The 15,194-nt window shown below is 44.6% G+C and carries 8 protein-coding genes; 3 read left to right on the top strand and 5 right to left on the bottom strand.

From position 1 onward, the window contains the following. Positions 1-23 precede the first annotated feature (23 nt). The 5 genes from ITG09_13245 to hemL form a co-directional block, all read right to left on the bottom strand. The gene (locus tag ITG09_13245; GenBank protein ID UPR51653.1) at positions 24-1,706 is read right to left on the bottom strand and encodes an ABC transporter substrate-binding protein; all 1,683 of its coding nucleotides are present in this window, start codon (positions 1,704-1,706) and stop codon (positions 24-26) included. 709 nt (positions 1,707-2,415) lie between these two features. Next, positions 2,416-5,805: a response regulator gene (locus ITG09_13240; protein UPR51652.1), complete on the bottom strand. Its 3,390-nt coding sequence runs from the start codon at positions 5,803-5,805 to the stop codon at positions 2,416-2,418. A gap of 215 nt (positions 5,806-6,020) precedes the next feature. After that, positions 6,021-7,043: a 16S rRNA (guanine(1207)-N(2))-methyltransferase RsmC gene (gene rsmC, locus ITG09_13235; protein UPR51651.1), complete on the bottom strand. Its 1,023-nt coding sequence runs from the start codon at positions 7,041-7,043 to the stop codon at positions 6,021-6,023. 110 nt (positions 7,044-7,153) lie between these two features. Beyond that, a complete protein-coding gene (locus tag ITG09_13230) occupies positions 7,154-8,239 on the bottom strand; it encodes an AI-2E family transporter (protein UPR51650.1) in 1,086 nt (361 codons plus the stop codon). Between the two features lie 343 nt (positions 8,240-8,582). Then, positions 8,583-9,878 (bottom strand): glutamate-1-semialdehyde 2,1-aminomutase, encoded by a 1,296-nt coding sequence (gene hemL, locus ITG09_13225; GenBank protein UPR51649.1) that lies wholly within the window; start codon positions 9,876-9,878, stop codon positions 8,583-8,585. A gap of 296 nt (positions 9,879-10,174) precedes the next feature. Here hemL and erpA point away from each other — a divergent pair, with 296 nt between their 5' ends. From erpA to ITG09_13210, 3 genes are all read left to right on the top strand, one after another. After that, the gene (gene erpA / locus ITG09_13220; protein ID UPR51648.1) at positions 10,175-10,516 is read left to right on the top strand and encodes an iron-sulfur cluster insertion protein ErpA; all 342 of its coding nucleotides are present in this window, start codon (positions 10,175-10,177) and stop codon (positions 10,514-10,516) included. A 363-nt stretch (positions 10,517-10,879) separates the two neighbouring features. Beyond that, positions 10,880-12,004: an efflux RND transporter periplasmic adaptor subunit gene (locus ITG09_13215; GenBank protein ID UPR51647.1), complete on the top strand. Its 1,125-nt coding sequence runs from the start codon at positions 10,880-10,882 to the stop codon at positions 12,002-12,004. A 10-nt stretch (positions 12,005-12,014) separates the two neighbouring features. Beyond that, positions 12,015-15,128: an efflux RND transporter permease subunit gene (locus tag ITG09_13210; GenBank protein ID UPR51646.1), complete on the top strand. Its 3,114-nt coding sequence runs from the start codon at positions 12,015-12,017 to the stop codon at positions 15,126-15,128. Positions 15,129-15,194 lie beyond the last annotated feature (66 nt).

Genomic DNA, 15,194 nt, shown 5'->3' with positions numbered 1-15,194 from the left:
CGCCGCAAAGATTGAACGATTACCTATTTAACTGGTTTTAGGTCCAGTACATGAAGTAGACGCTCTGGAATACCAGCCCAAATGTTTGGGCGGCCTTTTGGATTTTCTTCGTTCCACCAACCAGTGAATCGAGTTGTGTTGTATTGGTACATGTAAGCACCAGACATCACAGGGATTGTCACTTGGTCTGCAGCGATAATTTGCTGGATGCCATGTGCAATATCTAGCTGTTCGTTCTTGTCAGCTGTTTTGTAGAAGCTGTTTAGAAGACCATCTAGCTTGTCGTTTTTGTAGAAGTGCATAGCGAAACGAGGCATACCATCACCAGATTGTAGTGATGAGTTGTAAGCACTGTTCCAGTACGTGTATGGATCCGCACCGTGGAAGTAGTTTGTGTATGCTACGTCGTATGTACCTTCAAGCATTGCTTGGTTGTAAACAGAGAAGTCAGGCGTACGAGCTTTCGCTTTAATGCCGATTTCGTTTAGCTGTTCTACCGCTAGTTGAACTGTGTTGTTGAAGTCAGTCCAGCCGTTTGGCGATTGAATCATTAGTTCGAAAGACTTGCCAGATGGAGTGTCAACAAAACCATCTTTGTTTACATCTTTGAAGCCTGCGTCAGCAAGAAGCTTCTTCGCGCCTTCAGCGTTGTAAGTGTTGAAGCCTTTGTACTTGTCATGAGTTTTTTCATCAGACCAAGCTTCAAACGCGTAACCAAGACCCGATGCGAAATCGTTCACAGTACCGCCGCCGTAGAATGCGATATCGATGATAGTTTGACGGTCAAGAGCCATAGAGAAAGCACGACGGAATTCAACGTTGCTCAATGCTTCATGCTTCGCAGCATCTGGGTGCTTGAAGTTAACGATGAATGCTTGTGTACCTGCTGGCGGGTACCAGTAATGGTGTTTCGGGCTCGCTGCTGCGTATGTACGGTCGATATCTGGAACGAAAGAAGACGTCCAATCCATCTCACTGTTTACAACTTTACCTAGGAACTGATCGTTGTTCGCAATTTGTGGAACACGTAGACAGTCAACATCTAGGTTGTCAGCATCCCAGTAGTTCGGGTTTTCACACTGAATGTAAAGTTGAGCTGTAAACGTATCGATTTCTGTAAATGGACCAGAACCCACTGGATTTTCATTAGTGAAAGTTGATGGGTCTTTAATGTCTTTCCAGATGTGCTTAGGTACTACAGGTACTTTAGCAATCTCATAAGGTACGTTCGAGTTTGCTTCTGTTAGGCTGAATTTAACTTGGTGATCGTTCAGCTTTTCTACAGAAGTTACCCAAGAGTTGATACCAGACTGGTCAAGCTCTGGCTTCTCTTTTACAAGGTTGAAAGAAAAAACAACATCATCAGCAGAGAAAGTTTCTCCATCAGACCATTTAACACCCTTACGAATGTCGAAAACAACGCTCATCAGATCATCTGACATCTTGAAGTTTTCAGCTAGACGGAACACTGGAGTGTTACCGTGCATTTCGTTAAATACTACTAGCGGCTCATACATGAAGTCAGTTGTAGTATGTAGGTTAGTAGCACCAAGGTACGGGTTAAAGTTACGTACGAATGTAGTGTACTCTTTCGGGTGAACGGTCAGTTCGCTGCGTTCTGCAGCAGTTGCTACTGATGCAAAACCTGTTGTAGCAGTTGCAATAATTGCTGTTGCTAGTGCTGTTTTTTTTATATTGGCAAGCATAGCTGTTCCTTACTATTTGCTTTCATTTCACTAATGGATTGAATGTTATCTGTCGCTAATTGTTTAGTAGATACACACTCTAGTTAAAGGCCTACCTCTGTCTTCGTTGCTCCAGATTCATCGTTGATTCTGAGAAGTGGTAAGAGTGGCCTGTAGGCCTTTGGCAGGAGTAAGAAAACACCTTATCGATGAATTAATCAAACTCGTTTCCCGTCAAAAACGTTAAAAATACACAGCCCCACGTCATTAACGTCAAAATAGGGTGGTTTGATGGTTTTTTGTGCGTAATTGTTAGAGTGATGTGACTCGCAGTTGAATTTGCAGTGATACTTGGTTGTTAGTGCTTACTTACTTGAATTGTACTTTATTATATAGGTTTGTTTGGTTTTTATGTAATTGTAGATCTTGGTCACTTGCTAATTTTACGTTAAATTTCTCTAGAAAATTAAATCTGCCGTTCTGTTGTGACTCGCTTCTCAAACTGCAACAATGAGTAGGGGAATAGTGAAATGCAGCCAAGAATAAGCTTAAAAATAGCGGTTGAACTGGTGATTGTTTAAGCTTGAGCAACGTGTCATTTTGCTTGTTTAATATCGTGAAAGAAGTGTATTTGAGTAGACGTTATTGTGCTTTATCGCAAATGATACCCACAAAAAAGCCCACGCTAGGTGGGCTCCATGATTCACAGTGTTGTGATCTTACTTCAAGGTTAACTAGTCAGTAGCTTCTGTAGCTTATCCCTTAGCATCTCAATATGAGTTCTTTCTGGTGTTTGTTCTTTACAGTGCTCAAGTATGAATTCGATTGAGCTTAGTACCGTTCGCCAGCGAGGCGTTTTCGGTAGGGTTTCGACGCGTAGGTATTTGTCTAGCGTTCGAGTTTGCAGGGTGCTGCGGTCTAAATAGACGCGCCACAAGCCACTCTTCTCGGCGAAAGCAAACTTGGTTTCCCCAGTCACCGATTCCCAGTAGATGATGGCATTAGTCATTACATCGACTAGTACTTCACGCATCAGTTCTTGTTTGTTTTTACCTTCACCAGTTGCCTTATCAGCAAGGCGAGTAAACTCACCGCCGAGCTCTTTCAATTGTTGCAGTTTGTCTTTGTCGCCTTCAAAAGCATAACTTGAAAGCGCCTCAACCGCGGTTTCAAGATTATTAACTCGGTTTGAGTTAACACCACCACCCACATTAAAGATATACATGGTGTCGAGCCCTGAGCCTTCCGGTAGTTTAAGAATATCACTTGGTATGCGCTGACGTGTGTCATCTATGTAGATATCAATATCACCACAGTAATGGGCTTGTTCCACTTTAAGATATTTAGGCGCTATTATCTCGTCGGCCATTGAACGCTTGAGTTGTTCTTGCCCACGTCTAAATAGTTTCGCTGCCGCTTCGTTGGCGAAGCGAATACGTTGGTCATTACGAATACATATAATGGCTTCAGGGGCTGATTCTAGTTGTTCTAGCAGTCGACCTTGAGTTTCCAACAGGTTAGCTTCAACCATGGCTCTATGCTTGAGTTCCAGTTGCAGTTGGTCGTTTTCAAGGCGTCTTTGCTCGGCTTTACTTGCTGATAGATGCGCTGTGATTCGAGCGGCCAGTTCCTGTTTGTTAAACGGCTTGGATAAGTAATCGTTGGCACCTGCTTCAAAGCCACGAACACGGTCTTCTGCTTGATTAAGAGCTGTGAGCATGATGATTGGCAATTGTGCATGATCGTATTGCTTACGCAGTGCTTCACAAACCTGATAGCCGCTCATACCTGGCATCATGATATCGAGTAGAAGCAGATCTGGCTTCTCTTTTTCAATCAGTTCAATGGTTTCAGGGCCATCACATGCAGTACGTACTCGATAACCTTCTAATTTCAAGAAGCTGTCTAATACTCGCAGGTTGACTGGCTCATCGTCAGCAATCACTAACAACGGACCATTAGGGTCTTCATTGATAACACTGTTTTCTTGCTGAGAGTTATCAATTAAATCTGGCGCTTGGAAATGTGAGTAGCTCCCTGATTCATTGTAACTATCCAATTCTTCTTGGGTGGCTAGAGGTAATGTGAAGCTGAATGTGGTCCCAAGCATTGGTTGACTACTCACGTACAACGAGCCGCCCATTAGTTCAATGAGCTGACGGCTAATGGACAACCCAAGCCCTGCACCTTGGCGATAGTTACTTGAGTCTTGCCCTGCTTGAATCAGTGGTTCAAAGATATGTTCCAGGTATTCTGCTGGGATGCCTTGGCCCGTATCGACAACTTGTACACGAATGTTGTCGTCGATAACGCTTGCCGAGATAACAATTTTACCTTCGGATGTGTACTTAATGGCATTACCGACCAAGTTATACATCACTTGTTCCAGTCGTTGAGGATCAGACGAGACTAACCCTAAATCACTTGGAACTTGGTTGATAATGCGAATTGGCTTGTTACCTAACAGGTGATGAGATAACTCAAGTACCAAGCTGGTGGCAGCCGACAGGTCAACCGCTGACTTTTTAATGTCCAAGCTGCCATAACGCATTTTGTGATAATCGAGCAGATCATCAACCAATGTTGCCAATCTCTGACCACTATTGATGATGATATCCAGTTGGTATTTCTGGTTGGCAGGGATAGGACCATTCGCACCAGATATCAGCGCTTCAGCAATACCAACCATGCCATGCAATGGCGTTCTCAATTCATGTGAGGTGGTGGCTAAGAACTCATCTTTCAGTTTATTGGCCAGTTGCAACTCTTCGTTTTGCTTTTGAATGGTCTTAAGGTTGTCTTCTAGTTCATCATTTTGGCTCTTGATCAGCTGCATCTTTTCACGAATCGATCGCTGCATTCTTTCGAAACTAACCGCCAAGCGACCTATTTCATCTTTGCGTTCTGTATTGATCATGGTTTCATCAAGATCTCCCGCCGAGACTTTCTCAGCAGCCCACGTCAGTTTAAGTAATGGGGAAGTGATAAAGTTAGACAGATAATGCGATGCGACAAACACAAGAATGATCGCTGTTAGCATAACGATCACGAAGATCTTTTCTAGCTGATGAATACGAGCAAAGGCTTCTTTTTCTGGAAGTTCCACGACCAAAGCCCATGTTGCGTATTTAAGATCAATAGGAGTGTAGGCCGCGATGATCGCTTGATCTTGAGTGTTATCAAACGTCCCAACGGCTGTTTCACCGGCAAGTGCCTTATCGACAACATCCAAACTCAAATTAATAGACTCTTGAGAGTGCGCAAGGCTGCGAGGCAAGTGATCGTCACCAACCAAAAGGGTTTGAATATTTGAGCGCTTATTTAAATCGGCGATCAGCTTAGTAATGCCGTTAATCGGTAGTCTAAACATCGCATAACTGTGTAGATAGCCCTGTTGTACGATAGGCGCACCTAACCATGCGGTTTGTTTTCCGTCTTCGTATTTAAAGTCGGAAACAATAACGGGCGTGTAATCTTCGTTGGATTTTCGTTTGTCTTTGACGTCTTTTGCTAAGCGTTGAAAGGTAACACCGAGATTTGAATCTTTGTATTTTCCAGTCAGTAAATTGGTGCCGTAATCGTCATTTTTAAAGACTGAATAAGCCACATTGCCGTTAATATCAACCAATAAGATATCGTCAAAATCGGAGCGTTTCAGCAGCTCTAGGTAAGCATTATGGTAGCGCTTGTGCAGCAGACGATAACGTTCACTGCCTATAAAGCTGCTGGATTCTGGAAGAATCGATGTTTTAATTTGATCGCCGGAGCCTTGGATGTAGCGTTGCTGAGCATTGCTGCGTGCCTCGTCAATATCTAAACCGAGACGCTGGAAGGCGTTGATCAAACCATAAAAGCGTCCGCCACTGGCATTGGCCAATTCTGAGCGAACAAAGCCCATGACTTGGGATTCTTGAGCTTGCAGGTAATCGACAATTTGCTGTTGCTTAGTATCACGGACCGAAACAAGGTGTGAGGTGCTTTGTTCCTGAAGATCCTGACTGTGCGATTGAAGGAAAAATATCGCGATAAGTGTCACTGGGGTAATACTGAGGACAAGAAATGCCAACATTAGGGTATTTTGAAGGCGCTTAAACTTCTGCTTACGATAGAATCTAAACATAAATTGGGTACTACTTTCCTTTGATGTACTGCTAAAAGGGGCGAAAACAAGTACAGAGAATAGAATTAACGGGTTCCAATTTAACGAAATTAACGAGTTTTTTTACTTTGACAAGTAAGTGGTATTTAAAGCGTGTGCAAAAGCTCATTTTTATAGAGTTTTGACAAAAACATGAGTAGACAGCGCAGATAATGCCCTGCGCTGTGCTAGATAGGTTATTTGTTTGCGTGATAGATCGCGAATTTAGTGGTCTTATTTAGAGTCGCGCATTTTCCAAACGCCTGTTCAATAATTGGAATATATTTTAAGAAACTGTTCGCAACAATAATCATCTCACCAGAACGCTTCAAATGCTTAGGAGCCTGAGCAAGTAAGGTTTCAGTCGCGCTGTAGCTAGTGTCCAAACCTGAATGGAATGGTGGGTTACTGATGATGAACTGGTAGTCTTCTGCAGTATCAGAATAGACATCTGAAGCGAAGACTTTACCCGTTAAACCATTTGCTTCTAGCGTCGCTTGGCTTGATGCGACGGCAAATGCACTGATGTCGCACATTTCTAGTTCGATGTCAGGGTTGCGAGATGCCATTACCGCGCCTAGTACTCCTGCACCACAACCAAAGTCGAGTACTTTGCCTTTCAGTTTTGGAAGAGTATCAAGCAGAAGTTGGCTACCGACATCGAACTGACCGTGACTGAAGACGCCAGGCAGGCTTTTTACCGTCAGAGGTTGTTCATCAATGTTAACTGTGTAGGTCTTAAACCAGTCTTGCAGGTTGAAAGCTTGTGGCTGTTCGAAGCATTGGCCCCAGTAGAAAGAACAGCGACGTGCTGAATCGTATTTAACAACTTTGCCGTAAGGAGCAAACATCTTCTCGATGCTTTTCACGCCTGAACGGTTCTCACCAACCACGACGATCTCGGTATCTTTGCCTAGCTTGGCAAATAGCATCGCCAACAAAAATTCTGCTTCCGCTTTGGCTTTTGGCCAGTACAGCATCACTAAGTCGGCTTTGGTCTCTTCGGTAAACTCTGCACCGTAAAAGCGTTGGATGCTGCTATAACCTTCAAGCTGACGGTAGTAGCTGTAATTAGAGGTGAATACAGATACAGATTCACAATACTTGGCTAACTCAACAGGGAACAAGTCTTCTGCCTCTCCTGCAACTAAAACATGTTTGCCTTCAAAGTAGGCAAGTTGGCGTTGAGCAATCTGGCTTGGGGCAATATAAGCTGACATAGGACACTCTGTTGAATCGTTAGCAAAAAATGAGGGCGGATTTTCGCATAATCCGCCCAAAGCTTGAAGTGTTTAATACTCGTTCGGCAAGTAAGTGATTGAAGAGCGGTTTAACTCTTGTCTTGCTGATTTAAAAAGTCCTTAAACTCTTCATCGTAGATGTTGAATAGGACAATGGTAATCGCAAAAATCAGTGGGCCGTAGATAAGACCAATTAGGCCAAACAGTTGAATACCGCCCAATAGTGAGAAGAAGATCATTAGGGTATTCATGCCGGCACTGCCTTGCATTAGCAGCGGACGTAGCAAGTTATCAATTGAACCAACAATCGCTACACAGTAAACCGTTAGGAAAATCGCCCACGTGGTATCACCAGTTAGGAACAAGTAAGTTGCAGCTGGGATCCAGATTAATGCGGTACCCACCACAGGGATGAAAGAGGCAAAGCCCATCATAGTGCCCCAGAATAGGCCTGGGAAACCGGCAATCCACATACCTAAACCGCCCGCAAAACCTTGTGCTATTGCGGTTAAGAATGAACCCATTACAGCTGATTTCGATACTTGCTCAATCTCTGTTAGAAGTTTGTCTTCTTGGCTACGAGACAGCGGAAGAATATGACGAACCACACTGATGATTTTGTCGTGATCTCGTAATAAGAAGAACAAAACAAACAGCATCAAGAAGAAATCCATCAGGAAATTGGTCGCATCACCAAGGATTTTTGCACTGATACCAACCAGTTTTGAACCAAAGCTGGTCGCGAACTCACCGACTTTCTGTGCGATGGCTTGAGGCTCAATGTTGTCGAAAGGCAGGTAGTTATTCACAAACGACAAAGCTTTGACCACTAGTGGGTGAGCAAACAGAGTCTGAATGCCGCCGTGTGTTACCCATTGGTAAGTATTTTGAGAGAACAGAGAACCTTGCTGAACAATTGCTGCGAATACTGCCAATAAAGGGATAACAATAATGAAAGTCAGAATCACACAAGACAGCAGAGAGACGATGTTTTCTTTATTTGGGAGCTTTTTTTCAAGCCACTCATGGATTGGGAACATCAATAGTGAAATGATAAAGGCCATCACGATTGAGTTGACGTACGGCTCGATAAGCAGGTAACAAGCATAAGCCGCCGCAAGTAGGGCAATGATGATCACCCAGTGGCTGGTATTGATTTTGAGTTTTTCTGACACGTTAATGGTCTCTATATTTGCGTTCTGAGTTTATAATGGCTGCAAAACAGAGAGTTAGCAATGAGGAGTTTTGATAATGGGATGCTGTAATAAAGATAAGAAATGCCAAGACGAAGAACAGCAAACAAAAAAAGAGATCCCTTGGTTCAGAATGTTCCTTGGTACCTTGATGCTGTTGGTTTTCCTTTTCTGGGAACGTTAATCGCTTTTGGTTCAGCTTTAGCCTTAATCGACGGCCAAAAAAGCTGTCATATTTGTAGCTAATGAACGCTATGTATAAAAAAGGGCTGCATTTAATGCAGCCCTAAATTCAATCGGTTAGCGACTTATAAAGTGCTTTCGACTATTTGCTCTCAGCAGCGATGATCGCAAGAGAGCGGTCAGCAGCTTCTAGTGTTGCATCAAGTTCTTTTGAACCATGAGCAAGAGAAGTAAAGCTTGCTTCGAATGCTGAAGGTGCAAGGTAAACACCATGATCTAACATTAGGTGGAAGAAGCGCTTGAAGCGTTCTACATCACACTTAGTTACATCTTCGTAGCACGTCACAGTTTCTTGATCTGTGAAGAAGAAACCAAACATACCGCCAACTTGGTGAACTAGCATTGGGATGCCGTGCTTGTCAGCAAGTTGCTTGAAGCCTTTTGCCAACTGCTTAGTTTTTGAAGCTAGACGCTTTTCGTTGCCTTCTTCTCGTAGAAGGTTCAAACATGCGTAGCCAGCAGCCATTGCAACAGGGTTACCTGAAAGCGTACCTGCTTGGTAAACTGGGCCCGTTGGTGCGATGTATTGCATCACGTCTTTACGACCACCGAAAGCACCCACTGGCATGCCGCCGCCAATCACTTTACCAAGACACGTTAGGTCTGGCTTGATGTTGTAGTAAGCCTGAGCACAACCTTCAGCAACGCGGAAACCTGTCATTACTTCATCAAAGATTAGCAATGCACCCTCTTGGTCACAGATTTCACGTAGACCTTCGTGGAAGCCTTCGACAGGAGGGATACAGTTCATGTTGCCCGCTACTGGCTCAACGATGATACAAGCGATCTCGCCTTTGTTTGCTGCGAAGATTTCACGTACTGAATCTAGATTGTTGAAGGTTGCTGTTAGGGTTAGTTTCGCAAAATCAGCAGGTACGCCAGGAGAGCTTGGTTGACCTAAAGTCAGTGCGCCAGAACCAGCTTTTACAAGTAGGCTGTCTGCGTGGCCGTGGTAGCAGCCTTCAAACTTAAGAATCTTGTCACGACCAGTGAAGCCACGAGCAAGACGAATCGCACTCATTGTTGCTTCTGTACCTGAGCTCACCATACGTAGCTGTTCCATCGATGGAACCATCTCAGAGACAAGTTCAGCCATTTTTATTTCAGTTTCGGTTGGAGCACCGAAGCTAAGGCCGCGTTGAGCTGCTGCAATCACAGCATCACGAATAACAGCGTGGTTGTGACCAAGGATCATTGGACCCCAAGAGCCAACGTAGTCGATATACGCTTTACCATCAGCATCAAAAATAAGTGGGCCGTCAGCGCGTTCAACGAAGATTGGAGAACCACCTACGCCATTGAATGCACGAACTGGAGAGTTTACGCCACCTGGAATAGTTTGCTGTGCTTTTTCGTATAGCTCTGCTGATTTGGTCATTGATATATCCTCTTTTGACTGTCGGACCAATTGGCACGCATTGTACCTATCCACAATCCAAGTAGGAATGCTTTCGCCCAGATAATCACCCGAATCTGGTTGTTTTGTGTGGTTACACGTTTTAATTGTTAGATATTAGCGAGTTTACAGCAGTAAAAGGACCGATCCGGTGGTGAATACTTGAACGTTTCAGTCAGGTATTAGATAATCATCAGAATATAAGAAAATACTCAACAACTATGGTCTCGAATTAGATTTGTATCATGTTGTTTTTGACACAGGTAAGAGAGGTTGTCGTGAGCGAAGTAAATATCCCATTGTCTTTTTCTGATGCAGCAGCTACCCGCGTACAAACGCTAATTGCTGAAGAAGAAAACCCAGAACTAAAACTACGTGTATACATTACAGGTGGTGGTTGTAGTGGCTTCCAATACGGCTTCACATTTGATGAAAAAGTAAATGATGGCGACACTACGATTGTAAACAGCGGTGTAACGCTAGTTGTTGACCCTATGAGCCTACAGTACTTAATGGGCGGCATGGTTGATTACACAGAAGGCCTAGAAGGCGCACGTTTCTTTGTGAACAACCCGAACGCGACAACAACATGTGGTTGTGGCGCATCATTCAGCGTCTAGCATGAGTTGAAAATAGCTTGAGCTCAAAGCTGCATTAGATACATTTCAAACGCTGAACTTATGTTCGGCGTTTTTGTTTTTATATCCCCAAATTTCTCTTCATAACAAAGCTCCGTTCTGAGCAAGGCTGTTGTTTTTCACGCAGCCTCAAAATTGCTAAGACATATTAAGTCATTGCTTTTAAAACCATTCCAACCCTCTATTTTGTCATTTTTAGTACACGGCATATTTTTTAAACTGTCGATAGCGTCCAACTTCGTTTGGTTTTGGTCTGTTAAGGTTACCTATGTGTATCAGGAAGTTGCACATGACAATGTTAAGCCATTTAGCGCGTCTTAATCACATCGGACAAAAGGATTTGTTATGCCCACTCTATTTTCTAACTCACCACTTTTTCAGAAACTGAAACAGCCGTGGCTGGTGTCTCTGATTTTAGTGATGTTGTTGTCTATTTGGCTTGGCCTAGGAGTAGGGCAAGCAGAAGAGTCACCTGAAAAAAAGGCGACAGAAATTCCGTTGGCCAAGGTCTCCTTTCAAACCTTCACTTCATCACCGACCTTTAAAACGATTGATCTCTATGGAAGAACGGCGCCCGATAGGCATGCTCGATTAGGAGCGGAAGTTGCGGGTAAGATTGTTCGACTTAACGTCGTGAAAGGTGATGCCGTTAAAGCAGGGCAAGCTATCGCTCAGATTGATAAAGGTGATTTGGAAATACAGTTAGAGCGTGCATCGGCTTTATATCGTTTAAAGCAAAAAGAGTTCAAAGCGGCGCAATCTTTGAAGAAAAGAGGGTTGCAAGGTGAAATCGCCTACACCACTGCAGAGGCTTCGTTAACAGAAGCAAAAGCCATGATGCGCAATGCGGAATTGGCTCTAAAGAATACTGTAATTACTTCCCCTTTCTCTGGTGTGGTTCAAGATTTGATGGTGGAGCTCGGTGATTTCGTTGGTGTTGGCGATCCTGTCGCCGGCGTGATTGACCTCGATCCTTTGGTTATTGAGGCCGATGTCAGTGAGCGTCATATCCAGCATTTGTTAGTCAATCAATCCGCTTTGGTTCGTTTGTTAGGAAGAGAAGAAGCGGAGGGTCGGCTGCGTTACGTCTCTCGAATCTCTTCTGCCTCAACCAATACTTTCCCTATCGAGATTGAAATCGATAACTCCGATGGTCTGTTACCTGCCGGTGTCAGTGCTGAAGTAACCCTCAATCTAGAAACGAGAGACGCTATCAAAGTGACACCTGCCATGTTGGCACTAGATGAGGCGGGTAACCTCGGGGTCAAAACCTTGGTCTCTGCTAGTGACTCACCAACGGTGAAGTTTGTGGGCATCCAATTAGTAAAGGCAGAACAAGATGGAGTCTGGCTCACTGGGCTGGGTCAACGCGTCGATATCATAACCGTAGGCCAAGGTTTTGTGCGTGATGGTGATTCTGTGATTGCTGTTGAGCAAGGTGCTGAACTCTCAAATGTAACCGCTGAGTAGGAGATTACCGATGTATTCAATTATTGATGCAGCTTTGTCTCGTGCTCGAACAATGCTCTCCCTTTTGGCGCTTATTCTTGTTGCAGGTGTTATTACCTATATCACGATCCCCAAAGAATCGAGCCCTGATATCACCATCCCGATTATTTACGTTTCTGTCGGACACCAAGGTATTTCGCCAACCGATGCAGAACGTTTATTGGTTAGGCCGATAGAACAAGAGCTGAGGTCGATTGAGGGCGTAAAAGAGATGACGGCAACCGCAGCTGAAGGCCACGCCTCTGTTGTGTTGGAGTTTAATGTAGGCGTCGATCTCACCAAAGCGATGGCCGATGTGCGTGACGCGGTTGATCTGGCTAAACCAAAACTGCCAGAAGACAGTGATGAGCCGACCGTAAATGAGGTGACGCTTGCTTCGGAGCAACCTGTTCTGTCTGTTGTGCTATTCGGTACCGTTCCTGAGCGCACGATAGTGCAAATTGCCCGAGAGCTTGGAGATAAATTAGAAAGCTATCGCCAAATTCTTGAAGTCGATATTGCGGGCGATCGCGATGACATCGTTGAGATCATTGTCGATCCGTTATTGATGGAGAGCTATAGCTTAGATCAAGCGGATATCTACAATCTGATCGCTCTGAACAATCGAGTCGTTGCGGCAGGTTTTGTGGATACGGGTTACGGACGTTTCTCTGTCAAAGTCCCTTCGGTGTTTAATTCCCTAAAAGACGTGCTTGAGTTGCCTATCAAAGTGGATGGCAAGCAAGTGGTGACTTTTGGTGATGTGGCCACGGTTCGTCGAGCGTTTCGAGATCCTGAAAGCTTTGCCCGTTTAGATGGCAAATCCGCGGTTGTCTTGGATATAAAGAAGCGAGCGGGTGAAAACATCATTGAAACCGTTGAGCTAGTCAAGGCAGTAATGGCAGGTGCTCAGCAGCAAGCGGAATGGCCAAACAACCTTTTGGTCAAATACACTTGGGATGAATCTAAAGATGTGAAGATCATGCTCAACGATCTGCAAAACAATATCTTATCCGCCATCATTTTAGTGGTGATCGTGATCATCGCCATTCTTGGTGTTCGAACCGCTCTATTGGTCGGAATTTCAATTCCTGGATCATTCCTCACGGGGTTACTAGTTCTATCGGTGTTTGGTTTAACCGTAAACATCGTGGTGCTTTTTTCGCTGATTATGGCGGTGGGGATGTTGGTCGATGGTGCGATTGTGGTCACCGAGTTTGCTGACCGGAGAATGCAAGAAGGGGAAGGGCGCAAAGCCGCTTACCGAGATGCAGCCAAACGAATGGCATGGCCGATAACGGCATCAACGGCTACAACCTTAGCCGCATTTGCTCCGTTACTGTTTTGGCCTGATGTAACGGGCGAATTCATGAAGTTCCTACCATTAACATTGATTGCCACGTTAACTGCTTCATTGATCATGGCGTTGTTGTTTGTCCCTGTACTAGGTGGTTTGATTGGTAAACCTCAATACGTATCGCCTCAAAGCCAAGCGCGAATGGTGGCATTGCACAATGGTGATTTCTCACAGGCGACTGGTTTAACCAAGGCGTATTACCACACGCTTTCGATTGCGATTAAACACCCATTTAAGATTCTCTTCAGTGCGATTTTACTCGCAGTTGCGGTTGGTTTGACTTATTCAAAAGCGGGTCTAGGTGCTGAGTTCTTCCCAGAAGTTGATCCGCCATTCTTTAACGTCAAAGTTCGTTCTCATGGTGATCTGTCTATCCAAGAAAAGGATGACATTATGCGCGATATTGAACTGATGATGCTCAATCATGATGAGTTCGATACCGTTTACACGCGTACTGGTGGTGACGACCAGATTGGTTTGATCTCAATTACGCCTGTTGACTGGCAATATCGCCGCAGCGTTAAGGCGATCATTGATGAGTTGAAGGTACAAACCGATCAATACGCTGGTGTTGAGATTGAATATAAGTTCCCTGATGCTGGGCCTCCGGTTGAAAATGACTTAGTGATTGAGCTATCGGCTAAAACACCTGAGCAACTCAATCAGGCGGCAAAGATTGTGAGAGGTTGGGCCGATGGCAATCAAGCACTGACCAATATCAGTGATACCGCGAGTAAAGATGGCATCGATTGGAAAGTGGATATCCGCCGTGACGATGCCGCACGTTTTGCAGCAGACGCGACCTTGGTAGGCAATACCGTTCAATTCGTTACCAATGGTCTCAAGATTGGTGATTACCTGCCTGATGACTCATCAGAAGAGGTCGATATATTGGTGCGTTATCCGAATGACAAGAGGGATATTGGACGCTTTGATCAATTGAGAGTGAAAACGCCAGCAGGCTTAGTACCGATCACCAACTTTGCTCAGATTGTTCCTGACCATAAGCAAGATACGATTAAGCGCCTTGACGGTAAGCGAGTCGTGAACATCATGGCTGATATGGAAGAGGGCTATAACCTTGCGCTCGAACTGCCAAAGATTGAGCAAGCGTTGAGTGAACTGGGGCTACCGAGTAGCGTAGAATTTCGTATCCGTGGTCAAAATGAAGAACAAGAAAACTCGTCAGCCTTCTTACAAAGTGCTTTCTTAGTGGCGTTGGCGGTAATGGCGTTGATTTTGATTACTCAGTTCAATAGTTTCTATCAAGCGTTTTTAATTCTTAGTGCGGTGTTGTTCTCAACGGTTGGCGTGTTTGTTGGTTTGCTTATCTTCCAACGTCCGTTTGGTATAGTGATGTCTGGTATTGGGGTGATTGCATTGGCCGGAATTGTGGTAAACAACAATATCGTGTTGATTGATACCTATAACCAACTGATAAAGCGCGGCTTGGAGAAGCGAGATGCGATTCTCAGAACGGGAGTTCAGCGTTTAAGGCCAGTAATGCTGACCACGGTTACCACCATTTTAGGCTTGATGCCTATGGTGTTGGAGATGAACATCGATTTGATTAACCAAAAAATTGAGTTTGGTGCACCGAGCACGCAATGGTGGTCGCAACTCGCTACGGCTATTGCTGGAGGTTTGGCATTTGCAACGGTACTAACCTTGGTGCTGACGCCTTGTTTGCTGATGCTAGGGCGAGGTAATAAACCCGATATACTCCAAAGCAACGACGATGAACGATAAGTACAGGTTCGACGGAAATAAAAAAGAGCGCCTTGGTGGGCGCTCTTTTCGTTGGCTTATAGGGTT

The organism is Vibrio cyclitrophicus (assembly GCA_023206055.1).
GTDB classification, from domain to species: domain Bacteria; phylum Pseudomonadota; class Gammaproteobacteria; order Enterobacterales; family Vibrionaceae; genus Vibrio; species Vibrio cyclitrophicus_A.
The sequence above is the reverse complement of the archived record's forward strand: the minus strand, read 5'-3'. Positions and strand labels throughout refer to the sequence as shown.